Raw genomic sequence first — 26,245 nt, forward strand, 5'->3', positions numbered from 1 at the left:
ATCGACCTAACCTCTAAATACGTCAATCCTCGGCACTTGAGGCCGAGGAAAGGCGAAAAAAGGTATATACTAAAGTTAACCAAGAAGGAGGGTTGCAATGGCAGCTATCTATTTAATCTGCACCATCGCCATGATGATTGGCCTGTTCACCTTGTACGCACCCTCTATTGAAAAATGGTGTGATAAGCAGTTGAGCACGAAAAGGGGATATAAGCGGTAATCATTTAGCACCACGCCCCAGCTTTTCTAATCCCTTTGATTAAGTGGTATGATGCGCGCCATTGTCGCGCCACTGACTTGTATGACGTTGGCGCATTCGCATCAGCAAGGTTGTACAAACATGGTTAACAACAAAATCCAGTGGTTTCCGGGCCATATGCACAAGGCACGGAAAGAAATCGAAGAAGTCGTCCCCAAGATCGATGTGATTATCGAAGTGCTTGACGCACGCATTCCCTTTAGTAGCGAAAACCCTCTGATCCGCACACTGCGTGGCGATAAACCAGTGATCAAAGTACTGAATAAACGCGATCTGGCCGATCCGACAATGACCGAGATGTGGATGGCTCACCTAGAAAAAGAGCAAGGCGTGTCGGCGATGGCAATCACCACGCAACAGCAAAGTGAAGTTAATCGTATTATGGAACGCTGTCGCGCACTCGCCCCACACCGCGAAACCATGGGTAAAAATATTCGCTCGATGATCATGGGGATCCCCAACGTCGGCAAGTCCACCATCATTAACAGCCTTGCCGGCCGAGTAATTGCAAAAACAGGTAACCAGCCCGCTGTGACGCGCCAGCAGCAACGGATTAACTTGCAAAACGGCGTTGTGCTCTCGGATACACCGGGGATTTTATGGCCAAAGGTTGAGAACCCACATAGCGGTTTTCGTCTCGCGGCAACCGGTGCCGTGAAAGATACCGCAATGGACTACGACGAAGTGGCTTTTTATACCGTGGAGTACTTGGCGAGTGCCTACCCGGAGCGACTACAAGAACGCTATCAACTTGATGCATTACCCGAAACAGACATTGAGCTGATGGAAGCGATTGGTGCCAAACGCGGTTGTCTACGCGCGGGTGGACGGGTTGACTTACATAAAGCATCGGAAGTGCTGTTGCACGACTTACGCGCTGGCGCGCTGGGTGGCCTTACCTTAGAGAAACCGGACATGATTGAAACCGAGCTGGTGCAGGTTGAAGAAGACAACGCCCGCCGTGAAGAAGAAAAAGCCGCTAAAAAAGAGGCTCGCCGCAAGCGTTACCTCAAAAACAAGCGCTAACGTCGAACAACACGGGGCGCGTATTGTGAAGTACAACAAGATTAACTATGATTAACTTTGAATCACAGTGGTTAGGAGTACATCATGAATACTAAGGTTGTCACTGCACATGTTCCTTTACAGCTAGCTGATAAAGTTGATGAATTAGCGCAACGTCTAGAGCGCTCTAAAGCTTGGGTTGTGAAACAGGCTCTAGCGGATTGGGTCGTCATGGAAGAAGAGCGTCACAAACTGACACTGGATGCGTTGGCTGATGTTGACAATGATCGGGTTGCTGATCATCAGTCTGTTCAGGCGTGGGCGGAAAGCTTAGGGACTGAGTCTCCTAAGGACATACCAAGGTAATGGAAATAAAGTGGACCAGTAAAGCCCTTTCCGATTTAAACCGACTTTATGAATTCCTTGCGCCCGCAGATGCCATTGCAGCGGCAAAGATAATTCGTTCATTGACCAGTGCGCCTAACATATTGTCAGATCAGCCAAGACTAGGGGAGCGACTTGATGCTTTTGAGCCCAGGGAAGTTCGCAGGCTCTTGGTTGGCAGCTATGAGATGCGATATGAAATACAAGAATATACTCTGTATGTGCTTCGTATCTGGCATACTCGAGAGAAACGCTAAAAAAGAGGCCCGTCGTAAACGTTACCTCAAAAATAAGCGTTAACACGGCCGGTTACATGACAACCAGTCACATGCCAAAGGGGCGAATACCCCTTTGGCAAAGATGCAGCTAGACTTTAAATTGCCCGACCAATTGTTGCAACGCCGTATTTGCCGCTTGCAAATCGTGTGCTCGCTGCTCTGTGGTTTGTCCATGTTGATGCAGTTTGGCAACGATATCACGGATAGACGTCATAGTTTGACTGATGTCTTCGGTGACCTGGCTTTGCTCAGTGGCTGCGGTGGCGATTTGCGTGCTTAGCTCATCAACCTGCGTCACCGATTGGGTCATGGTGTCAATCCGCTGCTCAACCTGTTGGCTGCGCTCTGAAGATAACACGCACTGCTCCCGGGTCTCTTGCATCGCTTGGCTGGCCTGGGTGACGGCGTCGCTGACCTGTGCCAACATCTTATCGACTTCACCTGTACTTTGTTGCGTCCGTGAGGCTAAGTTTCTCACCTCATCGGCAACAACCGCGAAACCGCGCCCCTGATCCCCGGCGCGAGCCGCTTCAATCGCCGCATTCAAGGCCAGTAAGTTAGTCTGCTCGGCAATATCACCAATCACACCGAGGATGGATTCAATCGCGGTCGCATGCTCTCGCATTTGCGCAACTTTTTGTTCGCTCACTTCCACATTATCGACAAGCGCTAAGACACTGCGCGTCGATGCTTGCGTTTCTTCCCGTGCCTGCTGAGCTTCCGTTTGCATCTGACGCGTGACATCATGGCTTTGATTTACGTTCTCCGCGACATCAGAGGCAGAGGCGCTTAGCTGGTTAATCGCGGTGGCGACCCCTTCTGTTTCTCTCACGTGGGCGTCGAGCGTTGATAATGTTTGGCTGGCATCATCACTGATTTGCTCAACATAGTTGGAACAAGTTTGGTTTGCACTCATCACCTTCTGTAACAAGTCTTGCAAGTAAGCGATAAAATCATTCACTGAATGGGAGATACTATCCAGCTCATCATTGCCTTTTGTCGGTAGCCGTAGTGTGAGATCGGCATTACCTGAAGATAAGCTGTCTACATTTTGCTTAAATGTTGCAAAGCGGCCATGGAGTCGTTTAAAAGCATGAGGGAACATCACATTATGTGTGCTCTGTTATAAAAAAGCCCGTCATACCTAAGTATGACGGGCTGAGCGAATGTCATTATGTAATCAGTGACTATCTATGACGTCACATCCACCAGCGCATCGGCCAGTCTATCGATATGCCGCTCTGCCAAGCCAGCAATGTTGATCCGGCTGTCGCCTACCGCATAGACGCCGTGCTTATCTCGTAGCTGATTTATTTGATCCCCCGTCAACCCGAGCACCGAAAACATGCCACGATGGTGTTGGATAAAATCAAAATAACCATCACCGGTGCGATCACGAAGGCTGACGTCAGCCTTCACGCAATGCGTTGATACGGGTATTCATCGCCTCAATTTCATCGCGCCATTGTTTGGTTAAGGTGTTGTCAGTCAGAATTGTCTCAACAATCGCAGCACCGTGATCCGGCGGCATGGTATAAGTGCTGCGTGCCAGTTGCATAATGCGCCCTTTCGCATTTTGTGCCTCTTTTGCTGATTTACCGACGACAATGGCCGCGCCGGTACGCTCTCGGTACAAGCCAAAGCTTTTAGAACACGATGTCGCAATCAATAGCTCTTCGACATTATCAGCTAAAAGACGCAAACCTCGCGCATCTTCTTCAATACCATCACCAAAGCCTTGATAGGCAATATCAACAAACGGGGTAAAGCCGTTGCGATTAGCAAGCTCCGTGATTGCTTCCCATTCCTTAAGGCTGATATCTGCGCCTGTCGGGTTGTGGCAACAACCGTGTAGCAAGACCACATCGTCCGCGCCTGCCTGCGATAAGGCGTTCAGCATGGCGTCAGCATCCACCATTTTGGTATCACGATTAAAATACGGATAGAATTTCACCGTCAGGCCTGCCGCTTCCATCACCGGCTTGTGATTCACATAGCTGGGGTCCGTTAACCATACGGTGGTCACGGGCTTAGCCAGATTCATCAAATCGCCCAGCATGCGTAGCGCACCACTCGCGCCTGGCGTTTGCACAGCGGCACAACGATCGTATGCGTCTGTCCCCTTGAGTAAGAGATCGACCATAGCTTGGTTGAAGTTTTCATTGCCGGCCAGGCCAACATAGGCTTTGGTTTGCTGAGTTTGCGCCAGGGATTGTTGTGCCGCTTTAACGGCTTGCATAATCGGCGTTTGACCATGACTGTCGCGGTATACACCAATGCCTAAGTCCATTTTGTGCTCGCGCGGATCGTCACGATAAGCCAGTGACAAAGAGAGAATCGGGTCCTGCTGGGCAGGCGAGAGCAGATCTAACATAGTAATACGTCCTTTTAAGCTTGGGTGCTCAAGATACGCTATACCCTACCCCATGCGGGAAAATTGGCAACCTCTTACCCGCGATTCTCTTGTCGAGACTGCGCGCGCTCGGATAAAAAGTGTACGCATTGGTTGGCACTCCCCCGCCATACGAGGTTTGGATCGGCCTGTGCTTGAATAAATTTGCCGTCGATCAATACATCAATTAACGCCACAACCTCTTGCTGCTCAGTGGATAACTGTCTCAAGGTATAGCCCGTCCACAACCAAATGTCTTTATCCGGGGCGCTTACCACCACTTCTTGTAACAATTCTTTTACACTTTCGAGATTGGCAGGATGCAAAGGATCGCCACCGCTTAATGATAGCCCTCGCCTCGGGATCCGAGTATCCAGGAGATCATTAATGATCTGATCTTTGACGATGTCGGTGAATGGATGGCCACTTTTCAGCGGCCATGTGGCTTTATTGTAACAGCCTCGACATTGATGCTCACAGCCTGAGACAAACAAGGTGCAGCGCGTGCCAGGCCCATTGACAATATCGACCGGGATATATTGGTGATAATGCACGATATACTCCCTACATATGTTTAACGCGGCGGATCACTTCTTGCTGCTTACCCGGATTAAATGGACGTGTATCCGGGCTGCCCAAATAGCCGCATACACGACGCGTCACCGATACTCTTGCAGGATCGTGATTGCCACATGCCGGACAGGTAAAGCCTTTACTGGTGCACTCAAATTCGCCGGTAAAGCCACATTCATAGCATTCATCGATCGGCGTATTGGTCCCATAATACGGCACGCGGTTGTAGCTATAGTCCCAGACGTTCTCAAGCGCTTCTAAGTTATGTTGAATGTTGGGATACTCGCCATAACAGATAAATCCACCATTGGTTAAACGTGGATAATCCATTTCGAAATCGATTTTGTCGTAAGGTGTGACTTGTTTTTCCACGTCGAGGTGGAAGCTGTTGGTGTAATAGCCCTTATCCGTCACCCCTTCAAGCACACCAAAGGCTTGCGTATCAAGCTGGCAAAAACGGCTACATAAATTCTCACTCGGCGTGCTATACAAACTAAAGCCATAGCCTGTTTCTTCTTTCCAGCGTTCGGTCGCATCATGCAAATAGGCAACAATCGCTTTCGCTTTCTTTTGTTTCACAACACTGTCGTATAAGTGAGGATCGCTGCCATAAAGGGCATTCATCGTTTCGTGGAGGCCAATATACCCCAGCGAGATCGATGCCCGGCCATGTTTGAAAATCTCACTGACTTCATCGTCCGGGTTAAGGCGGATCCCACATGCACCTTCCATATATAAAATAGGGGCCACGCGGGCTTTGACCCCTTTAAAACGCGCAATACGGGTGTCGAGCGCTTGGCGAGCAATATTTAAGGTCGCATCGAGGCGCGCATAAAAAGCCTCTTCATCCCCTTCTGCTTCAATCGCCAATCTAGGCAAATTCACACTGACCACGCCCAAGTTATTGCGCCCTTCATGGATCAGTTCGCCGTTTTCTTCATAGTCACTTAGGAAGCTTCGGCACCCCATCGGAGTTTTAAACGAACCAGTTACCGATACAACTTGGTCATAATTGAGAATATCGGGATACATCCGTTTTGAGGCGCACTCAAGCGCAAGTTGCTTGATGTCATAGTTCGGATCGTCAGGCTGTCGATTTAAGCCCTCTCGAATGCAAAAGACCAATTTAGGGAACACAGCGGTTTTGCGGTTTTCGCCCAAGCCTGCAATACGGTTCGCTAAAATAGCACGTTGTACCGCACGCGCGGACCACGATTCACCTAAACCTAATCCAAAGGTGACAAACGGCGTTTGCCCATTGGCTGTGTGTAAGGTGTTTACCTCGTATTCCAACGATTGAAACGCATCAAAGCATTCTTTATCGGTTCTCGCTCGCGCATAGGCCTCGGGCTCACCAATGGCCCACTCTCGCGCCACCAGCAAGTGTTTTTGATAGCTCGCTTCTACGTAAGGCGATAACACCTCATCAATACGGTTAATGGTCGTGCCACCATAGATATGACTGGCCACTTGCGCGATAATTTGTGCCGTTACTGCGGTGGCGGTCGAGATAGACTTAGGTGGGGCAATTTCTGCGTTGCCCATTTTAAAGCCTTTTTGCAGCATGCCGGCTAAGTCAATCAACATGCAATTAAACATGGGGAAGAAAGGCGCATAGTCTAAATCATGATAATGGATTTCGCCTGATTCATGGGCACGGACGACGGCGCTCGGTAGCATGTGTTGTTTGGCATAGTGCTTAGCAACAATGCCCGCGAGTAAATCGCGTTGCGTCGGAATGACCTTGCTGTCTTTGTTGGCGTTTTCATGCAGTAACTCGGTGTTCGTTTGGCCGACTAATCCTTGTACTTCATGATTCAATCGTCCCCGACGCTCTCGTGCAATGTCTCTATCGTGACGGTATTCAATGTACGCACGCGCGACCGCTTTGTGCGGGCCAGCCATTAGTACATCTTCTACCGCATATTGGATGTGATCAATATCGACTTCGGCATCACCAGCAAATTGCGTCGCAATGGTATCTGCTAAACGACGAATCGCCTCATCGGTCAATTGGCATGACTCAACATCACGCAGCGACTGAGCTGATTCTCGCGCACACGTCACCGCCTGAACGATACGATCTGCATCAAAGGGGACGCGTGTTCCGTCGCGCTTAATTACCGCTGGCATATGCCCTCCACACCATATATAGGATTTTAAAAATATAAAAAACACAAGATGTGGTATTAGATAGCAAATGCGGGATCGATTGTGTTGACGCAGATCATCGAATTTTCGAATAACCAAAGCCGACCCATCAAACGCCTATCAGTTCCCCAGTTTGTTTGATCTGTACTGTTGCAATTGTTTGCTAAAATCAAACCTTGTCCGCAATTTGATCGCAAACTCACCGACACGTTTGATATTTGCAGTAAGATCACGGTGAAAAAGGAACTGTTAAGGTAAGGGCAATCGTGCTTCGACTCGTCGGACTGTTGATGCTACTGGGGCTATATACCGCCCCAAGTTATGCACTCACGGTAGCAACATGGAATTTTGAATGGCTAACCTTAAAGACGGATCAACAAGCAGGTCTTCGCCATAAGGAGGATTATCTACAACTCGCGGCAATATTTGCTCAGATCTCACCAGATGTACTGGCGTTTCAAGAGGTCGATAGCCCTGATGCACTCGCTCGTGTGGTCCCCAAGGAAAAATATCACTATTACTTCTCCGACCGTTACACAGCACTCAAATCCTCTTCTCATAGTCAGCAGCTGACCGGTATTGCTGTGCGCAAGGATTGGCCAGTGGACGACCCAAAAGATCTTCGCAAGATTGCCTTGCCCGGATTGTTTGGCCCTCCTTCTTTGCGTTATGGCACTTATTTGGTGGTCACACCACCGGGCCATGCGCCTGTCCACTTATTATCCGTTCATCTCAAGTCGGGATGTTTTCACCAACGCCAAAGCACAAGTAGCTGTAAAAAACTGAGTAAACAATTCAGAGCGCTCGCGGAATGGCTCGCGGATCGTGATGATGAAAACGTCATCGTTGCCGGCGACTTTAATCGCTATATCGGGGAAAATAATGACCCATTTTGGCATAAATTTAACGCACGTCGCCTTGAAATCGGGTCTAATTTACCAAACATTGTTAACGTAACCAAAAACGTACGAGCACGCTGTAAAGCGCGTCGTTACAACTGGCGTACTCAAACCTGGAATCAGGTGATGTATAGCCGCTTAGTGGATCACGTTTTGGTCTCTGGGCCTATTACGGCCCAATGGCGGTATAGTTTTCAGTACCAATTTGACTATCACAAGGTAATGACATATCGACTCAGCGACCACTGCCCCATTGTTGCGCGTTTCGAGATGGCGCACGTGTCGAAATAGGTTGACCCAACCGCAAAAGATTGACAAGGTCGAAATGCCATCAGGAATGTCATGGTATTGACACAGTGAAGCGTTAGCCTCGGAGAAGGTGATAAGTTAACGATCACCAAAGGAGAAGAAAATGGATATTTTACAGCATCAGGTTATCCCCACCGATGATGACCTGCTCGCCAATTATCTTGATGACACACTGGCGTATCATTGCCCCAACATAGCGGACAATAACGATGTCTTTAGCGATGATATTGAAGACGCCACGCGCTAATCTTTTCGCCGTATCGCTGTTTTAACACCACGCTGACAACGCCTGATCACGCAATGGTTAAGTTGTCAGCAAATCCATTCATGTGTCGATATGTTATGAAAAAAGTTCTCTCTGCCGCGCTATTTTGCGTCTCTTTGCTATCATTTCAAGCCGTTGCTGCTCCAGAGTTAATTGCCAAATCAACCCTTGATTTTGGCAACTTCGAAAAAACAGCGAACGTCGACATTGAAGGTAACATTCACGAAGATGTGCTTCGTCTTGCTGAGCGTGGTGTACAAGAAGAAAATGCTGACTATTTTGTGATTGACCAAGTCAGAGAAGATACACACAAAGACTTGTTGATCGTGTCAGTGACTCTCTACCGCGAATTCGCGACCGACGATCAAACGATGCTTGACGCGCGAGTCGGGTAAACATGAAGTAACAGTTAGGTCGGTATTGGTGCGTGTCTGCATCGACCAACCTTACTCCTGGCGCTTTCCTTTGTTACACTTCGGCGCTTTATCACTATAAGAGCAATGTTGTGATTGGAACCTTAAATAAGATGCGCACCGAAGCAGGCGCATCGGTGCAGTATTTTCTCCGCGTGGGCGATCAAGAGCTGCACCTCAACCCGCTACTCGGTCATACTCTGACCCTCACGCACACTGGTAATATCTTCTGCGATGCGTGCGGTCGAAAAACAAAAAAGAGCTATTCACAGGGCCACTGTTATCCCTGCATGAAGAAGCTAGCGCGCTGTGACATGTGCATCATGAAACCAGAAACCTGCCATTATGCGCAAGGGACGTGCCGCGAGCCTGAATGGGGCGAGCAGTTCTGCATGACCGACCATATCGTGTATCTCGCCAACACCTCCGGTTTAAAAGTCGGGATCACGCGAGCGAACCAAATGCCAACCCGCTGGCATGATCAAGGCGCCACCCAAGCCTTACCGATTTTTCGGGTGAAAACCCGTCATGTCTCCGGGCTGGTTGAAGTAGCGATCGCTAAACACGTTGCTGACAAAACTAACTGGCGTGCGATTTTAAAAGGCGACAACGACATACTTGATTTACAAACAGACGCTAAACGCCTCACCCAGGCCATTGCGTCCGATCTTGCTGATATCCGTTTACAATTTGGCCAGGAAGCGATTTTGCCCGCGGAGCAAGATGCACTGACATTCAGTTATCCTGTCATTGAACATCCAACCAAAATAAGCTCCCACAACTTTGATAAAAACCCGGAAGTCAGCGGTATATTGAAAGGCATAAAGGGCCAGTATTTGATTTTCGATACTGGCGTGATCAATGTGCGTAAATTTACCAGCTATGAAGTCACGACCTCACACGAATAACGGAAACGTCACTATCAAACCGTGCAAGTCTGCTCACAGGTTTGTGCGGTGTTTACGTTTATCGACCGTTGTCGGCGCGCTTATCCGTCAGCACCGCCATTGTGAGACGACTCACGCACACCGCTCGTCCGCGTTCATCTTGGAGGGTAATAGTCCAAACCTGCGTGGTTGTCCCAAGATGGATCGGGCTCGCGACGCCAGTCACAGTCCCTTGTCGCATCGCGCGTAAATGGTTGGCGTTAATATCGAGGCCGACGCAATACTTCCCTTCAGGCACACACATATTTGCCGCCAGTGATCCCAAGGTTTCCGCCAACACCACCGACGCTCCGCCGTGTAACATGCCCAGCGGTTGATGCGTGTGTGCGGCAACCGGCATGGTCCCCGTTAAGCTGTTGTCATCAAACGCCGTGTAAACAATTCCCAAATGCTCAACCAGGGTATTCGCCGATGAGGCATTTAGCCCCGTTAGCGACATCTCTTTTTTCCAAATGCTCACAATGTCTTACCTATTAATGATTCAATAACCGATGACGGTTGTCCTTATGATCCGCGTAAGCTGGCGCTACACTGAGACAGTAACACCGTAGACGTCGACGCGATAAGGCAGTACATTACAGAGGCTAGCTGAGTATCGGCCTCGGCACTCTCCGGTAATGCCCATGTTAGGCAAAACGATACAGGAAACGATCATGCGACGCACGGCTAACACAGTCATTCTGTCTATCTGCTTAATCCTCACAGTAACGGCCTGCTCAAACTCACCCACGGGCCGCAATCAGCTGTTGCTCTTTTCGGGCGATCAGATGGCTGACCTAGGCCTGCGCTCATTTGAAGAGATGAAGCAATCCCAGCCGATCAGTCAAGATAAAGCCGTGAATACGTATGTGCAGTGCGTCACTGAGGCGATTTTAAAAGTGGTTCCTCCCCAAGTCGACTTCTCCGAATGGGAAGTCGTGGTGTTCGACAGTGAACAAGTGAATGCCTTTGCCTTACCGGGCGGTAAAGTTGGCGTCTATACAGGCCTACTTAATGTAGCAGAAACGCCCGATCAGTTAGCAGCAGTCATTGGCCATGAAATTGGTCATGTATTAGCCGATCACAGTAATGAGCGTCTTTCTCGCTCTCAACTTGCCGCACTAGGGCTGACGATTACCGGCATGTCTCTATCAGATAGTCCTCATGCAGCCATGGCGATGGCGGGCCTAGGACTTGGCGTGCAAGTGGGGATTTTACTCCCTTACAACCGCGCGCAAGAATCAGAATCGGATAAGATTGGCCTACAGCTAATGCATCAAGCCGGTTTCAATCCGAGTGCCAGTATTGATCTATGGCGTAATATGGCCAAAGCGTCTGATGGCGCGCCACCCGAGCTACTCTCTACGCACCCTTCTCCCGACACGCGCATTAAAGCGCTCGAGACGAGTGTATCTCGCTTACCTCATGTTCCCCACCGTATGCACGTGCAGTGTCAACGTCCAAACATTACACCTTGAACACACCCAAATATTTTAACAAAAAAATCATTTTAATAACAAAGTGAGGAATCTCACAAACACGACTTTTTTTCCATAATTACAATCGATAGACGCTAGTAGCGCCACCCCTATCACACAAAATATTAACCTCTGTGTTACGCTTTATTTAGGTTTTAGTGGGTAGTGATTCTGTGTGATTAAGCAGTCTTTCATTTTTTTGATTTGCATATTATGGGCGCCGTTTACGTTAGCAACGTCACAACCCCATGCAGGTTTCTTTGATCAGATGTTTGAAAAACATGCCCTGATCATGATGCTAATCGATCCCGATAAAGGCGATATCCTGGCCGCCAATAAAGCTGCTAGCGAATTTTATGGATATTCGCGTGATACGCTGGCGCAAATGAACATCGCAGAGATTAACGATTTATCCCCTCTCGCCGCTGCTGAGGAACGAAAGCTGGCAATATTAGAAAACCGTCGTTATTTTGTGTTTCGTCATCAGTTAGCCGATGGTTCAACCCGTACCGTTAAAGTCTCATCGGTTCCGGTTTCTTATCGCGGTAATACTGTGCTTTTTTCTATCGTTACCGACATCAGTGAATTTCGCGCCACGCAAGAATCTTTGTGGCATTATCAAAATCGTCTCGAGCACATGGTTGATGCACAAACTCAACAGCTTGAAAAACAGCAGGTGGGTCAACTAGTCGCAACATCACTCATCATTAGCTTGCTCTTCATCGTATTGACCACAATGTGGCTGGTGCTACGCAAAAAACGCCGCACCGAATATGAGTTACAGCTTGAACGAGGCCGTCTCGATGAAATTATCCGTGGTACGCATGTAGGCACTTGGGAGTGGCACGTCCCGAGTGGTCAGCTGGTGGTCAATGATCGCTGGGCCGACATCATCGGATACAGCCAAAAAGCGCTCTCTCCGATCACGATAGCCACGTGGGAGTCACTTTGTCACAGCGAAGACGCGGTCCATGCTCAAGAGAAAATACAATCAGCCTTTGAAGGCTTAACGCAAAACTATGAATGTGAGTTCAGAATGCTTCATAAAGAGGGGTTCTGGGTCTGGATATTATCGAAAGGCAAGGTGATGGAGTGGGATCGGAGCCATAATCCAATCCGGATGGTGGGCACTCATCAAGACATAAATGAAACTAAGCGGTTGTATCTGCAGTTTGAACACATGGCCCATACCGACACCTTAACAGGTGCTCTGAATCGAATGGCCTTTAAACAACGCGCCGATCAAGCACTGATTCAAGCGCGGCAATATAGGACCCTATTTTCTCTGCTTTTCATTGATTTAGATGGCTTTAAAGCGATCAATGATACCCATGGACATGACGCAGGTGACAGCGTGCTCGTAGAAACTACCAAGCGTATGAGTAATAGTATTCGCAACTCTGATACGCTCGCTCGTCTCGGTGGCGATGAATTTGCCGTATTGCTCGAGTACACCAGTCATCCCGACGATGCAGGACGCGTGGCTGAAAAGATCATTGCCAGTTTAAGCCAGCCCTTTCACGTCAATGATAATCAACACGTCACACTATCAGCAAGTATTGGTATCGCATGTTATCCCGAACATGGCGAGTCGTTTGAAGCGTTATTAAGTTGCGCGGATGCCGCCATGTATTATGCGAAAAGGTCATTAAACGGTGGCATCTTTGCACATTGTGATCCGACGCGATAACACGTGACGTGTTGTGTTTATGATGATGTCGTCACTTTAGGGCTCTGACTGGCTAACGCCTCATTGGTTACATCTTGAATCGAAATAAACATATGATTCACTTCACCACGCGTATTGGCCATCGGGTGCATGGTGATGTTTTGATACATAAACGGTAACTGTCCAGTAATTGGACGTACGTGGCGGCAGCGAAACAAATATGGGCGCTGTTGCCACACAATAAAACTGCGGCAACGTAATTCAAAAACCGGCTGAGACTTAGCGCGAAACCAAGGTGCATTTATCTCCGGAAACACTTCAAACAGTGAACGATTTTGCACGTCTTTGGCATGTTTGCCACTATGGTGGATCATAAATCCATTCCACATCTGTATGTGAAAATCGCGATCCAATACGATTAACCCCATATCGATGTGCTGCACCATGTCTAGCATCCAATGGAATTGATCAAAATCTTCTGTACTCATCCCATTACTCCTCATCCATCAGGTACGCTAACTTGGCATCCAGTAACGGCAGTGATTCGTCCAAAAGCAGTAGGAGAAGATCGCACTTAATCTCCGTGCCATCAATCTGATAACTAACCTCAATCGTCACTGTGCGTTTCCATGACCCTTTCATCGTCGCAATCAATTGATCAACATCAGCGTGCTGCCCAAGCAATGCTGGATAGCTTTGCGAAAACTCTAACGCCGCCTGCTCTCCCAACCCGCGGAGAAAAGCGCTGATTAGAATGTTACTCACATCGACGAGTAGCTCTAATTCATTATCGACCGACCCGTCGTCTGGGTAGTCGAGCAGTTGCACCATTTCAGTAATACTCGAGTCACTGATCAACATCAACGCTTCACCAGCGATCCCTTCACCGCTAAAGCCTTGACACACACCATTCATGGTATTGGACTGTGCCAGATGGCGAATCGTCATGGTTAATTCGGTCACTTCAAACACATTAACCTGAGGCAGGGGCATATGGACAAAAACATCGCAATGCCGGGCGAGTTTATCCGCGGCCTGGCCCATGGCAATGTTCACGACCTCCATATAAATATCACGGCGACTCAGTTTTTCATGCGACGTGTGCGTGCGCTGAGTGTCTACCGTGGATGTGTCAGGCAGGTAAGCTTTGATTAAGGCATCGACCCGCTCGCGACTAATCGGCTTTTTAACAAAATCTTTTGCGCCTCGCTCTAACACTTGCTGTTGTGCCAATGGCTGAATATCACCCGAGACGACGACAACTGGGGTGGTCATTCCCGCTTCCTGCATGGCCTCTAGCGTTTGGTAACCGTCTAGCTCCGGCATAGTCAAATCTAAGAACATGATATCGATTGGCTGACTGTTGAGCACGTCGAGTGCCACGTTGCCGTTTTCAGCAAAGTGCACATCAGCATCAAGATCCTTGGGCAAGGTTCGAGACAACTGTTTGCGCGCCAGGGCAGAATCATCAGTGATCAGTATTTGTTTGGTCAAAAGCCTCTCCTTTTCGACTTCTTAGCTGAAAGTATGGCAGCGTGATCACTGTAAGCATAAACCAAGTTCGCTGGGTATGAGGGATAACCCGTAAAAATCACTGAGATACTTTGTGCTCGCTAAGAGTTCACGTTTGGTTGCGTGATATCGTTTTCGCACAGATAGGAAAGCCGATCCGGCCGGCTCATCTGTTCGGGGGCATATAAGTAGAAATGGCGTAAACAGGTTAAGCACAATTGAACGCAGTGGTACACCTTGTCACTCACGGTCTCAGGATCATCATCAAACTCCCCTGTTAGTAAGGCACGCCAATCATCCGCTAACCAGTCAATCATCGCTAGATCCGTTTCTTGCTCGACGATGGGTTTCAGCGCCGCTTTTATCGGGACAATATCTTCACTGGCGGCAAAGATATTGCGTAACGCGATGATCACATCAACCAAGGCATCTTGTGTTGCCGGCTTTTTTGCTGCCGCGTAGAGACGAGACATGGCCAATCGAATCCCGCTTGAATCCGTATCATCCACCAGCATGCTCCAGCGTTCGATATCCATTAAGTCTGCATCACCGATTGCCACAGGATCGCTGGTTTCCGCCACGGTGCTAAAATCTTGTCGTCGGTTGTCCAATGAAAAGGGGTCAATACGCCATACCCACTCTGGTGCGACAAACGCCTTGTGCTGTCCGAGGTAACAAAGCGCCATACACAAAATAATATTCAGTTCCGTGGTCTGCTGCTCGGTCTCCGCATCCAGAACTTCCTCGGGCCAATCATCATCTTCCAGAAAGTCGCCAAAGTTGATCGCAAACGCATAACCAGACTCCAACATAAAGCCATTGTTACGTCGCTTCGCCATCAGACCCGCCGCTTGTAAGACATATTCAGCAATACCCGGGGTATAGCGGCGTACACTTCCCCATTTGGTGTCTAGCTCGGCTAAATTAGTGAGCGCCGCATTACGAAACCCCACAAACATGGGAATATGCGCAACTTCTCCATCGGCAAGGCTGCGTGCCATTTCTAACATCTCTTGAACCGTAGTGACGAAACGATCGGCACTGACCACGCCACGTATCCGCATTAAGTCATAACTGTTGACCAAAATCGATACTGGCAAACTCGCCAAGCTCACCACGCCTCGATGCCCAGTTGCATCTTTATAATCACCACACGTTTGCTGCGGCTCTTTGCCAGTGGTGGTGAATAATCTTGATAAAGCAGGATCCGCCGCCATCCGCTTTTGCACCAGCTTACTGACAGGGAATTGCTCGATCGCTGCGGTCAGGTAACCCGCTCCCCGATAAAAAAGGTGCGGCCGTTGTCCCGCTTTAATCAGAAACAGCGGATATAGCTCTCCGGCCAGTTGACAAAATGCACTGGTCAAGGGATCGGCGGTGGTGATCCGCGTGGCGAGCTCACCCCCTTGTTGTGCCCGCCACACATTAAAGACATGACGGCCATTTTGCATCACATGCGGGAGGCGATAAAAAAAAGACTGCTCACTTTCTCCCTGATCAACCGCGGACACCCGTAGCTGGCGGCACAACTCAATATATTGATTAAGCGTGTCACGCTGGACCCGACTTAACCCTAGTTTCTGCATTAAAATTAAGCGGCCTTCGGCCTCTGTGACATTCAAGATGTAACTCACCACACGGTGGCCCATCGCCTTCACAAAGTGCGGTATGGCCGGATAGGACATCATACTGCCTAACCTTTCGTGAATAAGGAACAAGTAAACATATCGGCACGAATCTCCAAAACTATACGAATCAAAAACATGTCAAATAAAAAAAATGAACAAACAGACAGATCGTGGCACCGTGCGGCGTTTTACTCATCGCGTGTTCATGCAAGTATAGCCATTTCAAGTATTAACCTTTCAGTGACAAACCCAGAAACAATTTTACGCACAAAGGGGATGACGAGGCCTTGACCCAGTGATAACCCCCATCTATTCTAGCGTACAAGTGTACGCTTAAATAAAGACAAGAGTTATGGAAACCAAGACGACAACCTCATCCCCACAGAAACCACGTTTGATTTGGCTAAACATCAGCGTATTTACCTTACGTTTTTTATTGTCAGTCATTGGCACCCCACTTTGGGCCTGGCACCACGGCTTCGATTGGGTACAAATCACCGCACTGATTGTCGCTTTTAGTTTTTGTGGACTGTCGATAACGGCAGGCTACCATCGGCTATGGGCCACAAAACTTATCAAGCCCATCCGGCCTTGCGGTTTATCTTCGCTATCGGGGGCGCGTTTGCACTCCAAAACAGTGCACTCCATTGGGCATCCGATCATCGTATTCATCATCGTCACGTGGATGACAACGATGTCGACCCTTACTCAGCGAAACGAGGCTTTTGGTTTTCACATCTAGGTTGGATGTTACGTGAATACCATCCAGACCGTTATGGTGATTACAGCAATTGCCGTGACTTGCAAAAAGACAAGATCGTGATGTGGCAGCACAAACACTACCTAGCACTGACGCTGGCGACCAACTTTGGTTTTCCTATTGCGTTTGGCTTGCTTCACGGCGATGTATGGGGCGCGATCTTACTGGTCGGCTTTACACGATTAGTGCTCAGCCATCATACCACCTTTTTCATTAACTCCTTGGCTCACGTATGGGGGAGCCAGCCGTATACAGAGAAGAATACAGCCCGCGATAATGGCGTCATAGCCTTCATGACCTTTGGTGAGGGGTACCATAATTTTCATCACATCTTTGAGAATGACTATCGTAACGGCATTCGCTGGTGGCAATTTGATCCCACGAAGTGGTTAATTAAAACCGCTTCTTGGCTGGGGTTGGCTGAAAAGCTACGTGTGACGCCGGAAGAAAAAATTGAAAAAGCACGGGCGACAATGCAGCTCCAGCGTGCAACACAAAAGCTAAGCAACAAGCCCAACGCCGCTCATCGCTTGCAGATTCTGCAACAAGAATACGATACCTTGGTGGCGAAGATGGCTGACTATTACACGCTCAAAAAGCAGTTATTATCACTTGAGCGCGATAAACTACGCCAAAAAGTAGAAAAAGCGGAGTTAAGCCAGCAATATCAAGATTTGAAACTGCGTTTTCATCAGCAAAAACGGAGCTGGCAGGTGCTGACGGCGAAATATGCCAGCTAATCCTAAATCATTGTCAACGTCGTGTAAAAACCGGTCAGTCATGCTGGCCGGTTTCTTTTTATTCTCTATCGCGACGCGGTTTGGCAAGGCTTCTCGTGCCCCCACAGCGGCGCTTTTATGCGTAGCCACTGGCAAATCACACACAAAAAGATGAAATATCATGCACTCACTGCGCGCAGTGATCATTGCTGATAAAAGCTTGGTAGAATAAAAGGTTCGCTAACACACTTCTTAGGAGGAAGTATGCTGAATCCATCAACGGCAAAATCGGTGATTGACCACGCCATGTTTATGGGCGCAGATTTCGCCGAACTCTTTGTCGAGCGCCATCACTCGGGCAACGTCGAGTTATTGTCTGGTGAGGTGGATAAAGTCAGTTCAGGGATTGATTTTGGCATTGGTATTCGTCTGTTTTTCGGTCATAAAGTCCTTTATGGCTATACCAATAGTCGCCATGAAGAACAGCTTAAAAAAGTGACCAGCTTGCTGTGCGCGCGTGACAAACGCGATCAAATCGCTAATGCCGGCCCCCTTAACTTGACGCATTTAAATGATAAACATCCGGTTACTGAGCCTTTATCTCGTGACCAACATGTGGCAGATAAAGTCGATTTTTTACGCAAAGTGGACCAACGCATACGCGCCGAGAGTGACAAAATATCTCAGATTATTGGTCGTGTTGGCCAACGTGAACAACAGGTTGAGATCTTTAACTCCCGCGGGTTACACGTTAGCGATACGCGTCATTACACTCGAATTGCTGCAACCGCCGTCGCCACCGATGGCAAAGAGCAATCAACCGGCTTTGATGCACCGGGCGCACTGACCGGTTGGGAATTTCACCAAGCGCTCGATCCGGCAGCAATGGGTGAACGTGTCGCGCGCCAAGCATTAACCAAACTTGGCGCCCAAACCTGCCCCTCTGGTGAAATGCCGGTGGTCATTGGTAATGGATTCGGCGGCGTAATTTTTCATGAAGCTGCGGTCATTTACTGGAAACCACTTCGGTGGCCAAACAAGCCTCAGTCTTTCATGACCAAATGGGTGAAATGATTGCCAGCCCTGTCGTCAGCGCCGTCGATGATGGCACCTTAGCCAACGCATGGGGCTCAATCAACATTGATGATGAAGGCATGGAGACCCAGCATACCCAGCTGATCAAAGACGGTAAGCTCACCGCGTTTATGGTCGATCATATGGGTAGCCTTAAAACCGGTTATGCGCGGACAGGTTCAGGCCGTCGAGAGTCTTATAAGTTCGCACCAACCTCGCGGATGCGGAACACCTTTATCGAGCCGGGTAATGATGATCTTGATAAGATGATTGGCTCCATGGAACGTGGCATTTATGCTAAAAAAATGGGCGGTGGCTCGGTACAGCCCGGCACCGGTGAGTTTAACTTCGCGGTACAAGAAGCCTATTTGGTAGAAGATGGCCAAATCACCGCACCACTCAAGTCAGCAACGTTAATCAGCACTGGCCCGAAAGTGCTCAAAGAAATTAGCATGGTCGGTAAGGATCTCGCCCTCGCCGCGGGTATGTGTGGTTCCGTGAGCGGCGCGGTACCGACGACTGTGGGTCAACCTGCACTGAAAGTCGATAACATCCTAGTAGGAGGCGGTAACGCATGAGTGAGCAAAACGTGAAAGCAACCCTAAGCGATGCCGTCGATCAGGTATTAACACTGGTGCAGGCAAAAGGTGCCCACGCGGACGTCATCGCTAACGCCAGCGAAAGCCTGTCACTCAAAGCCGATCAAGGTGATCTCTCTGAGCACAAAGTCACCGCCGGGCAAGTAATTGGCGTGCGCGTCATCAAGGGCGATCAAATCGCCACCAGCTATTCAGAATCGTTAGATAGCGACAGTCTTGCCAGTATGGTCAACGCCGCGCTAACGAATGCGAGCTTTACTAAAGCCGATCCTGACCAGCAAATCCGTGCCGAGGGGCAGCAGATTGATAGCCAAGATCCTACGTTGTTTCAAGCGGATAATACGCCGATTGAAGATAAGATCGCATTGGCACTCGCGATGGAACAAGACGTGATCAATCAGCCACGGGCAACAGGCGCGCCCTACAATGGCTACGGCGAGCAAACCCAATATCAGCTACTCGCTAATACGCTGGGTACTCGCTGCTACCATCATGAACGCAGTTTTAGCTGTTATACCGCAGCACTGCTCAACCATGACGGCAAGCAATCGATGCACCTTGGTGCCTCGGTGTCGCGTCGCTTCGCTGATTTAGATCATGCCCATGCAACCCGCTTGGCCTATGAAACCGCTGATGCGCTGCTCGACGGTGGGCCAGTCAAAACTGGTCAATACGCCGTGGTGTTTGAGCACAGTTGTTTGAGTGAGTTATTAGGCGCGTTCGGGAGTTGTTTTTCAGGCGATGCAGCCAAGCGTGGTACTAACCCATGGCGTGATAAAGTTGGAAAGCCGATTGCCGATCCGGCACTGACCATCACCGACATCGCACGTATCGATGGGGGATGCGCATCAAAGCGTTTGATAGTGAAGGCTTTGCCACCACGGACACGCCGCTGATTGAAAATGGCATACTAGTGGGTTTTTTGCATAATAGCGCCACAGCCAACCATTTTGGCATGCGCCATACTGCCAACGCCGGCCGCAGCCTAAAGGGGGGTTGGACGTAACCTCGCGTCACGATCTCATTGGCGCAGGCAAACAAAATGACACGGAGGTGCATGCAGGCGAATATCTCGAGCTCGTCTCACTGCAGGGGGTCCACTCTGGAGCCAATGCCATCAGTGGCGACTTCTCTTTTGGGGCTAGTGGCTTCTTATGCCGTGACGGTAAGCGCGTTCGCCCCGTGCGTGGCATCACGGTGGCGGGTAACTTCTACACCCTGCTCAATGAGATTGATGCGATTGGTAACACCGTCACGCCTAATTACGATGGCGCGTTCTTCGCACCTCGGATCCGGTTTGCCCGTTTGTCTATAGCTGGCGAGTAATACGCTTTTCTATAAGCCACATGTTACACGCCCCATAAGGCACCGCGGACGTCGGTGCCTTTTTTAGGTTGTTCACCGGAGACTTACACATCCATAACTGACGCGCTGGTCTCAGTTGTCTGTCGGTTATTTTCCGGCGCTACGATATCGCTGCTTGACGTTGCGCTCTCCACACTGTGCACCGCTGGATCCGTCTTGGCCGCAAGATCAGTAAACGCTTGTAAAGTCACGTCGCTTTTTAAAATCCGCCCATGCCCTAGCCCATCAGTGGGCAGCAAGCAGACATGTTGATAGTCGTTTGCTTTTTCAGTCACGCTGAACGAGGCAAAACGATCGTTTCTGTCATGGGCAATGACCACCGGATGACGACGCGAGCCGAGTTTCATCAATGGTTCGATCGTTTCAATCGGATAACCATGTTGGTCACCGACTTCTTGTACAATTTCATCAAACAGTTTGAGTGAATAGCCGGACTGACGCACCGTTGCATACAAATTCTCACGATAATTCAACACCGGCGCGACTAAGAGCAGTGGTAAGTCATCCAACTGCGGGTGTTGGCTCTCGAGAACTGCAGCAGCACCCATACTGTGGGCGACGACACCAGACACATTATCTACTTGATCCAGTACATCGTTAATCGCTTGCACAAACCCAGGAATGTGGCTTTCGTGTCCACCACTTTCACCATGAGCAGGATGATCAAACGCCACAGCACGAAAACCTAATGAGGCAATATGCGCCATTAAAGGAAAAAATTGGCTCGCCGAACCGGACCATCCATGAGTCAGTAACCACGTCGGGCCTGCACCGAGGCTATACATCTGTAGCTCGCCTTGCTGACTCTGTGCGGTAAACCGCTCTAAACCATTCGGTGCCGCGTTCACCGCAGGGCTACGCGAGGGAGTAAGAAAGAGCTTACGGGCAATCTTCCTTGCATGACTGGGGGCGAGTCGATGATGACAACGGCTAATCGCGCCTATTAAGGTACGTTTTGCACTAAACCGGCCCGGGGTCGAGAAGTAGATTTTTCTGCTCATTGTGAATCCTTTAAATCAATAACACATCACTCCTGGTATGCGTCTAAAAATAAACACGGTTTGGGCGAGCCAACACGCGCAGAGTTACCTTACCGGAACCCTAGGTGTATTCCTAGGACGAACGTTCGTTTTAAAACCGGCCGCAATGGCTCCCATCGCGATTGCGCGATACGTCGTCACAAATTGCGCAATAACTGTTCTATATTCTTTTTGGTTTTAATAAGTGCTTTTTTTATCTAGTAGTAATGTGACATATGTCTTCATTATGTGCACCAGTCGGCATAAGATGCGAACCCATATCGATCTCTTAGCGACATCCGCGGGATCTAACGCTCAAATTATTATAATTCTCTAGATGGGAACGCCAACTATGACAGTTATCCTTTTAAATCTGATCGCTTTTGCGCTGTTACTGGCGGTGCTAGTGAGATTGCATAAGCAGCAAAAATCGCTCTCAACACGTGTCTTTACCGGACTGGGGTTAGGTGTGGCTTTTGGTGCGACACTGCAAGCCCTTTATGGCGCTGATGCCGCCATTACACGCGACACCATTAATTACATCAATATTGTTGGCGCTGGCTACGTGAACCTGCTTAAGATGATCATTATGCCTTTGATAACCGTCTCTATCATTGGTGCCATCTTAAAGGTCAAAGACTCGGGATCACTGGGTAAAGTCTCGAGCTTAAATATTGGGATTTTGCTCGCCACCACCGCGGCATCCGCACTGATTGGCGTGTTTGTTAGCAGTCTATTTGGCTTATCCGCACAGGATATCGTACAAGGTGCGCAAGAAATGGCACGCGGGGCGGCACTTGAAGAACGCTTGGGTACGGTTGAAAATCTATCGCTCGCGGATATGGTGATTTCGTTCTTCCCACAAAATCCGTTTGCAGATTTAGCAGGAAGCCGCCCAACGTCTACGATTGCCGTGGTGATTTTCTCTGCGCTAGTGGGCGTGGCTGGCGTGACGTTATCGCGCACGCAACCTGAACTGAGTGAGCGTTTTGAACGCTTTATGGATGTGGCGCAGGCGCTAGTTCGTACTTTGGTGCGTATGATCATCGGTTTGACTCCATACGGCGTCTTAGCGCTTATGACAAAGGTTATTGCGGGATCAAATGTCAGTGAAATCTTGCAACTGGCAAACTTTGTTGTCGCCTCATATGTTGGTCTAGGCGCGATTTTGGTGATGCATTTGGTCTTAATCGGCCTGGTGGGAATGAGTCCAGCTCAATATCTGAAAAAGATCCTGCCAGTCCTGACGTTTGCTTTTACGTCTCGTTCTAGTGCCGCGACTATCCCGCTTAACATCGATTCTCAAATGAAAAATTTGGGTAACGATCCGGCGAGTGCTAATTTTTCCGCCTCATTTGGTGCCACCATGGGGCAAAACGGCTGTGCCGGTCTGTATCCTGCCATGCTAGCGGTGATGATTGCACCCACCATTGGCATTAACCCGCTTGACCCTGGCTTTATCGCAACCTTGGTTGCCATCGTCACGGTAAGCTCTTTCGGCATTGCTGGCGTGGGCGGCGGCGCCACCTTTGCCGCACTGATTGTGCTCTCGGCACTTGATATGCCAGTGGCGCTAGCGGGTCTGTTAATCTCAATTGAACCCTTAATTGATATGGGCCGCACCGCGATTAACGTCAGTGGCTCAATGACGGCTGGCACGCTCACCTCTCGCTTAACCGGTGGCCAAGATAAAAATATCTTCGACCATCACGAAGTGGTGAAACAAGACACGGCAAACGCTTAACTGCGCTGTGTCACTATTTACAAAATGCCACGCGTTTGCGTGGCATTTTTGTTTCAACTCTCACCCATCGATTTGCTGACTTAATCCCTTATAACTTGTAAGAATTTATGTCAGCGATTACACTCTGCCGCATTATGAATGCAGGGACCTCCCTGCCCGTTGTGAGATAAAACATGAGTATTGAACAAACACTTCAGGCACGCAGTGGCGGCCAATGTGAGCTTTGTACCCGCCAAGACAATCTATCTGTGCATGAAGTCCCGTACTCGCCAGACACCACAGCAAACAGCTGCGTATTGGTTTGTGGCACCTGTAATGATCAGTTAAACAATCCGGATAGCATGGATGTCAATCACTGGCGTTGCCTGAGTGACAGCATGTGGAGCCAGGAGCCGGCAGTACAAGTGGTTGCCTACCGCCAGCTTTCGCGTCTTTCTGCCGAAACTTGGGCGCAAGATAATCTCGACATGATGTATATGGAAGACGATGTGCGTAAGTGGGCAGAAACCGGTCAAGATATCGAAGAAGTCAAAGTGCTGGATGCAAACGGTGTGGCGCTGCAAAAAGGCGACGACGTGACCGTGATTAAAGATTTGCCCGTGAAAGGCTCAAGCCAGGTGATCAAACAAGGTACCGTGATCCGCGGCATTAACCTGACCGACGATCCGACCCATGTACAGGGTAAAGTAAACGGCCAAACCCTGTTTGTGATTGCTGAATTCTGCCGCCGTAAATAACATAACAACGCACCAAGCGTAATACACGTCCAACGCCCAACGCTTGGTGCGGTTTTCTCTTCGATCCGCTTTATCTGCCCCACCCAACTTTCTACGTGTGTGATAAAACGGGGTAATAACACGCTGGATTTATAAACGGTAATCCGCCTTGCTATTCTACAACGACCAATTTTTAATGTTGCTGGCGGTGTTTGAACGCGCCGCCCTTCTCCTTATGGCACTGTTTTGGCTCACTCGCACCCACCTGATTCAAACCATTGTGCAGAAAACCCAGCGCCATCCGATGGAAACGGCGTTGATTGCCGCCTTGTTTGTCTTGTTTGCTTTATTTCAGCACCTATACCGGGGTGAATGTTGATGGGTCACTGGTGAACGTCCGGATCATCGCCATCGTCGCGGGCGGCATTTTGTTTGGTCCTTGGGTGGGGATCACGGCGGGTGTGATCTCTGGTGTTCACCGCTATCTGATTGATATTGATGGGCCGACCTCACAAGCCTGTTTGATCGCCAGTATTATTGCTGGGTGCCTGTCTGCACTGATTCACTATCGGGCGGATAAAAAGCATTACGCACGCTACGGCATTTTGGCGGGAATGGTCTGTGAATCGCTGACGATGCTGCTCATCCTCTTGCTTACTCGCGATCAAACCCTCGCCCAACATATTGTTGCGACTATTAGCTTTCCGATGATAGCGGGCACCTGTGTATTGGCTTGATCATCCAATTGGTACAGTACATAGATGACGAAAAAGAGCACTTGGCCGCCCAGCAAGCTAAGCAGGCGTTAGATATTGCCAACCGCACTCTGCCCTATTTCCGGCGCGGTGAAGCGCGTGGCTTAACCAAAGCATGCAGCATTATTCGCAACGATACCGGTGCCGATGCCGTGGCTATTACCGATACCACCGATGTATTAGCCTACGTGGGGATTGGCGAGGAGCAATATATTGATGCGCACCACCAAATCAGTCGCCTGACCCAACAAGCGGTCAAAACCGGTGAACAAATCATCAGCAATGATTTAAATGTGCATGACTTTCGCTCACTGTTAATCATTCCGCTTTGGGAGAGCGGTGTGGTCACCGGCACCTTAAAAGTGTTTTATCGCCAGCCCCATCGAATTCGTCGCCCGATGCAGGAAATGGCGATTGGCTTGTCACAATTGATTTCTACGCAAATGGAAGTGGCGCGGATCCAAAATCTTAAAGAGATGGCCAGCAAGGCTGAATTTTCTGCCTTGCAAAGTAAAATCAACCCTCATTTTTTGTTCAACGCCCTCAATGCGATCTCCAGCTTAATCCGCTTACGTCCCGATGATGCCCGCGGCCTGATTGCCAATTTAGCCGATTTTATGCGCTATAACCTAGAGCGCACCCAGGATCTGATCCCGATCAGTGATGCGATCAAACAAGTCAAAGATTATGTCGCGATTGAGCAAGCACGTTTTGGTGACAAACTCACGGTCCGCTTTGATATTGAAACCACTGCTATCACTATTGCGCCTTTGCTGATTCAGCCGCTGGTTGAAAATGCGATCCGACACGGTTTTCAGCCTTCTCGTCACCCTTGCGATGTCACCATTGCGGTACGCGCAATTGGCCGAAGAGCAGAAATTAGCATCACTGATACCGGGGTGGGCATCGATCCGAGCATTGTCGAACAGCTTTATCATGCACTATCGATAGCCACCATATTGGATTGATGAATGTACACCAGCGTTTAATCATGCTCTACGGCCAAGGCCTAACCGTGGAGCCACTGAATCCGGGAACACGGGTCTCATTTACGGTCGAAAACAAGGAGGCATAATGCGCGCTGTCATTGTTGAAGACGAATATCTCGCTCAAGAAGAATTGAGATACCTGATTGAAAAACATAGTGATCTCAAGATTGTAGCTAGCTTTGATGACGGTTTGCCCGCTCTAAAGTATCTGCAAAGCCATAACGTGGACGTGTTGTTTTTAGATATTAATATCCCGTCGATTGATGGGGTGTTGCTCGCACGCAGTTTACATACCAATACGCGCCACCTTATCATCTCACCACCGCCTACAAAGAGCACGCCGCAGACGCTTTTGAACTTGAAG

22 protein-coding genes and 5 pseudogenes are annotated in these 26,245 nt (G+C 49.2%); 18 read left to right on the top strand and 9 right to left on the bottom strand.

Going from position 1 to position 26,245, the window contains the following annotated elements; translation table 11 throughout:
* Nucleotides 1-340: 340 nt before the first annotated feature.
* From ylqF to DZ54_RS0112035, 3 genes are all read left to right on the top strand, one after another.
* Nucleotides 341-1,285, top strand: a complete 945-nt coding sequence (gene ylqF, locus DZ54_RS0112025; RefSeq protein ID WP_025674329.1) for a ribosome biogenesis GTPase YlqF — start codon at nucleotides 341-343, stop codon at nucleotides 1,283-1,285.
* Nucleotides 1,286-1,369: 84 nt separating this feature from the next.
* A complete protein-coding gene (locus tag DZ54_RS0112030; RefSeq protein WP_025674331.1) occupies nucleotides 1,370-1,630 on the top strand; it encodes a CopG family ribbon-helix-helix protein in 261 nt (86 codons plus the stop codon).
* Nucleotides 1,630-1,905: a type II toxin-antitoxin system RelE/ParE family toxin gene (locus DZ54_RS0112035; protein WP_025674333.1), complete on the top strand. Its 276-nt coding sequence runs from the start codon at nucleotides 1,630-1,632 to the stop codon at nucleotides 1,903-1,905. Before DZ54_RS0112030 ends, DZ54_RS0112035 begins: the two co-directional genes overlap by 1 nt.
* Before the next feature lie 109 nt (nucleotides 1,906-2,014).
* Here the strand turns inward: DZ54_RS0112035 and DZ54_RS0112040 are convergent, their stop codons facing one another.
* The 4 genes and pseudogenes from DZ54_RS0112040 to nrdD all read right to left on the bottom strand — a co-directional run bounded on the left by DZ54_RS0112040 (nucleotide 2,015) and on the right by nrdD (nucleotide 7,024).
* Nucleotides 2,015-3,031 (bottom strand): methyl-accepting chemotaxis protein, encoded by a 1,017-nt coding sequence (locus DZ54_RS0112040; RefSeq protein ID WP_025674335.1) that lies wholly within the window; start codon nucleotides 3,029-3,031, stop codon nucleotides 2,015-2,017.
* A gap of 86 nt (nucleotides 3,032-3,117) precedes the next feature.
* A pseudogene (locus DZ54_RS21370) lies at nucleotides 3,118-4,300 on the bottom strand (amino acid aminotransferase).
* Nucleotides 4,301-4,374: 74 nt separating this feature from the next.
* Nucleotides 4,375-4,872 carry an anaerobic ribonucleoside-triphosphate reductase-activating protein gene (gene nrdG, locus DZ54_RS0112050; RefSeq protein WP_025674337.1) on the bottom strand — a complete coding sequence of 166 codons (498 nt, stop codon included), beginning with the start codon at nucleotides 4,870-4,872 and terminating at the stop codon, nucleotides 4,375-4,377.
* 10 nt (nucleotides 4,873-4,882) lie between these two features.
* Nucleotides 4,883-7,024: an anaerobic ribonucleoside-triphosphate reductase gene (gene nrdD / locus DZ54_RS0112055; protein WP_025674339.1), complete on the bottom strand. Its 2,142-nt coding sequence runs from the start codon at nucleotides 7,022-7,024 to the stop codon at nucleotides 4,883-4,885.
* A 284-nt stretch (nucleotides 7,025-7,308) separates the two neighbouring features.
* Between nrdD and DZ54_RS0112060 the strand changes: the two genes are divergently transcribed.
* From DZ54_RS0112060 to DZ54_RS0112075, 4 genes are all read left to right on the top strand, one after another.
* A complete protein-coding gene (locus DZ54_RS0112060; protein WP_025674340.1) occupies nucleotides 7,309-8,232 on the top strand; it encodes an endonuclease/exonuclease/phosphatase family protein in 924 nt (307 codons plus the stop codon).
* A 121-nt stretch (nucleotides 8,233-8,353) separates the two neighbouring features.
* The gene (locus DZ54_RS25260) at nucleotides 8,354-8,497 is read left to right on the top strand and encodes a hypothetical protein (RefSeq protein WP_164831590.1); all 144 of its coding nucleotides are present in this window, start codon (nucleotides 8,354-8,356) and stop codon (nucleotides 8,495-8,497) included.
* A 95-nt stretch (nucleotides 8,498-8,592) separates the two neighbouring features.
* A complete protein-coding gene (locus DZ54_RS0112070; protein WP_025674342.1) occupies nucleotides 8,593-8,910 on the top strand; it encodes a hypothetical protein in 318 nt (105 codons plus the stop codon).
* A gap of 131 nt (nucleotides 8,911-9,041) precedes the next feature.
* A complete protein-coding gene (locus tag DZ54_RS0112075; RefSeq protein WP_037330536.1) occupies nucleotides 9,042-9,836 on the top strand; it encodes a DUF2797 domain-containing protein in 795 nt (264 codons plus the stop codon).
* A gap of 58 nt (nucleotides 9,837-9,894) precedes the next feature.
* Here DZ54_RS0112075 and DZ54_RS0112080 read toward each other — a convergent pair whose 3' ends face one another.
* On the bottom strand, nucleotides 9,895-10,335 hold the full coding sequence (locus DZ54_RS0112080) for a hotdog fold thioesterase (protein WP_025674345.1): 441 nt from the start codon (nucleotides 10,333-10,335) through the stop codon (nucleotides 9,895-9,897).
* A 193-nt stretch (nucleotides 10,336-10,528) separates the two neighbouring features.
* On the opposite strand from DZ54_RS0112080, the gene DZ54_RS0112085 reads away from it, so the two are divergent.
* Nucleotides 10,529-11,332, top strand: a complete 804-nt coding sequence (locus DZ54_RS0112085) for a M48 family metallopeptidase (protein ID WP_025674347.1) — start codon at nucleotides 10,529-10,531, stop codon at nucleotides 11,330-11,332.
* A gap of 268 nt (nucleotides 11,333-11,600) precedes the next feature.
* Complete coding sequence (locus DZ54_RS23615) at nucleotides 11,601-13,022, top strand: diguanylate cyclase (protein WP_128080519.1); 1,422 nt, start codon at nucleotides 11,601-11,603, stop codon at nucleotides 13,020-13,022.
* A gap of 17 nt (nucleotides 13,023-13,039) precedes the next feature.
* Here the strand turns inward: DZ54_RS23615 and DZ54_RS0112095 are convergent, their stop codons facing one another.
* The 3 genes from DZ54_RS0112095 to DZ54_RS0112105 all read right to left on the bottom strand — a co-directional run bounded on the left by DZ54_RS0112095 (nucleotide 13,040) and on the right by DZ54_RS0112105 (nucleotide 16,201).
* Nucleotides 13,040-13,489, bottom strand: a complete 450-nt coding sequence (locus tag DZ54_RS0112095) for a PAS domain-containing protein (RefSeq protein WP_025674351.1) — start codon at nucleotides 13,487-13,489, stop codon at nucleotides 13,040-13,042.
* Nucleotides 13,490-13,493: 4 nt separating this feature from the next.
* Complete coding sequence (locus DZ54_RS0112100) at nucleotides 13,494-14,495, bottom strand: response regulator (RefSeq protein ID WP_025674353.1); 1,002 nt, start codon at nucleotides 14,493-14,495, stop codon at nucleotides 13,494-13,496.
* Nucleotides 14,496-14,614: 119 nt separating this feature from the next.
* On the bottom strand, nucleotides 14,615-16,201 hold the full coding sequence (locus DZ54_RS0112105) for a hypothetical protein (protein WP_025674355.1): 1,587 nt from the start codon (nucleotides 16,199-16,201) through the stop codon (nucleotides 14,615-14,617).
* Between the two features lie 292 nt (nucleotides 16,202-16,493).
* Between DZ54_RS0112105 and DZ54_RS21380 the strand changes: the two are divergent.
* From DZ54_RS21380 to DZ54_RS21390, 3 pseudogenes are all read left to right on the top strand, one after another.
* Nucleotides 16,494-17,641 (top strand): annotated as a pseudogene (locus DZ54_RS21380) (fatty acid desaturase).
* Between the two features lie 243 nt (nucleotides 17,642-17,884).
* A pseudogene (locus DZ54_RS21385) lies at nucleotides 17,885-19,272 on the top strand (TldD/PmbA family protein).
* Nucleotides 19,269-20,619, top strand: a pseudogene (locus DZ54_RS21390) (TldD/PmbA family protein). Before DZ54_RS21385 ends, DZ54_RS21390 begins: the two co-directional pseudogenes overlap by 4 nt.
* Nucleotides 20,620-20,702: 83 nt before the next feature.
* Here DZ54_RS21390 and DZ54_RS0112125 read toward each other — a convergent pair.
* The gene (locus DZ54_RS0112125; protein WP_025674356.1) at nucleotides 20,703-21,659 is read right to left on the bottom strand and encodes an alpha/beta hydrolase; all 957 of its coding nucleotides are present in this window, start codon (nucleotides 21,657-21,659) and stop codon (nucleotides 20,703-20,705) included.
* 370 nt (nucleotides 21,660-22,029) lie between these two features.
* Here DZ54_RS0112125 and DZ54_RS0112130 point away from each other — a divergent pair, with 370 nt between their 5' ends.
* From DZ54_RS0112130 to DZ54_RS21400, 6 genes and pseudogenes are all read left to right on the top strand, one after another.
* Nucleotides 22,030-23,421 (top strand): L-cystine transporter, encoded by a 1,392-nt coding sequence (locus DZ54_RS0112130; protein WP_025674357.1) that lies wholly within the window; start codon nucleotides 22,030-22,032, stop codon nucleotides 23,419-23,421.
* Nucleotides 23,422-23,594: 173 nt separating this feature from the next.
* Nucleotides 23,595-24,158 (top strand): PhnA domain-containing protein, encoded by a 564-nt coding sequence (locus DZ54_RS0112135; protein WP_025674359.1) that lies wholly within the window; start codon nucleotides 23,595-23,597, stop codon nucleotides 24,156-24,158.
* Nucleotides 24,159-24,306: 148 nt separating this feature from the next.
* A complete protein-coding gene (locus DZ54_RS27155) occupies nucleotides 24,307-24,516 on the top strand; it encodes a hypothetical protein (protein ID WP_338057052.1) in 210 nt (69 codons plus the stop codon).
* 10 nt (nucleotides 24,517-24,526) lie between these two features.
* Nucleotides 24,527-24,874 (top strand): ECF transporter S component, encoded by a 348-nt coding sequence (locus DZ54_RS27160; protein WP_338057053.1) that lies wholly within the window; start codon nucleotides 24,527-24,529, stop codon nucleotides 24,872-24,874.
* An 8-nt stretch (nucleotides 24,875-24,882) separates the two neighbouring features.
* The gene (locus DZ54_RS27165; protein ID WP_338057054.1) at nucleotides 24,883-25,860 is read left to right on the top strand and encodes a GAF domain-containing sensor histidine kinase; all 978 of its coding nucleotides are present in this window, start codon (nucleotides 24,883-24,885) and stop codon (nucleotides 25,858-25,860) included.
* Nucleotides 25,861-25,963: 103 nt separating this feature from the next.
* Nucleotides 25,964-26,245, top strand: a pseudogene (locus tag DZ54_RS21400) (response regulator); the annotation flags it as partial.

The sequence above is a fragment of the Salinivibrio socompensis S35 genome (genome assembly GCF_000513715.1).
GTDB lineage: Bacteria > Pseudomonadota > Gammaproteobacteria > Enterobacterales > Vibrionaceae > Salinivibrio > Salinivibrio socompensis.

What these genes read in the sequence shown, in the direction of transcription:
- DZ54_RS0112075 (WP_037330536.1), top strand. Translation starts at nt 9,042, where the DNA reads ATGCGCACCGAAGCAGGCGCATCGGTGCAGTATTTTCTCCGCGTGGGC.
- DZ54_RS0112070 (WP_025674342.1), top strand. Translation starts at nt 8,593, where the DNA reads ATGAAAAAAGTTCTCTCTGCCGCGCTATTTTGCGTCTCTTTGCTATCA.
- DZ54_RS0112125 (WP_025674356.1), bottom strand. Translation starts at nt 21,659, where the DNA reads ATGAGCAGAAAAATCTACTTCTCGACCCCGGGCCGGTTTAGTGCAAAA.
- DZ54_RS0112035 (WP_025674333.1), top strand. Translation starts at nt 1,630, where the DNA reads ATGGAAATAAAGTGGACCAGTAAAGCCCTTTCCGATTTAAACCGACTT.
- DZ54_RS0112130 (WP_025674357.1), top strand. Translation starts at nt 22,030, where the DNA reads ATGACAGTTATCCTTTTAAATCTGATCGCTTTTGCGCTGTTACTGGCG.
- DZ54_RS25260 (WP_164831590.1), top strand. Translation starts at nt 8,354, where the DNA reads ATGGATATTTTACAGCATCAGGTTATCCCCACCGATGATGACCTGCTC.
- DZ54_RS0112040 (WP_025674335.1), bottom strand. Translation starts at nt 3,031, where the DNA reads ATGTTCCCTCATGCTTTTAAACGACTCCATGGCCGCTTTGCAACATTT.
- DZ54_RS0112085 (WP_025674347.1), top strand. Translation starts at nt 10,529, where the DNA reads ATGCGACGCACGGCTAACACAGTCATTCTGTCTATCTGCTTAATCCTC.
- DZ54_RS23615 (WP_128080519.1), top strand. Translation starts at nt 11,601, where the DNA reads ATGTTTGAAAAACATGCCCTGATCATGATGCTAATCGATCCCGATAAA.
- nrdD (WP_025674339.1), bottom strand. Translation starts at nt 7,024, where the DNA reads ATGCCAGCGGTAATTAAGCGCGACGGAACACGCGTCCCCTTTGATGCA.
- DZ54_RS0112095 (WP_025674351.1), bottom strand. Translation starts at nt 13,489, where the DNA reads ATGAGTACAGAAGATTTTGATCAATTCCATTGGATGCTAGACATGGTG.
- DZ54_RS0112135 (WP_025674359.1), top strand. Translation starts at nt 23,595, where the DNA reads ATGAGTATTGAACAAACACTTCAGGCACGCAGTGGCGGCCAATGTGAG.
- ylqF (WP_025674329.1), top strand. Translation starts at nt 341, where the DNA reads ATGGTTAACAACAAAATCCAGTGGTTTCCGGGCCATATGCACAAGGCA.
- DZ54_RS0112105 (WP_025674355.1), bottom strand. Translation starts at nt 16,201, where the DNA reads ATGATGTCCTATCCGGCCATACCGCACTTTGTGAAGGCGATGGGCCAC.
- DZ54_RS0112030 (WP_025674331.1), top strand. Translation starts at nt 1,370, where the DNA reads ATGAATACTAAGGTTGTCACTGCACATGTTCCTTTACAGCTAGCTGAT.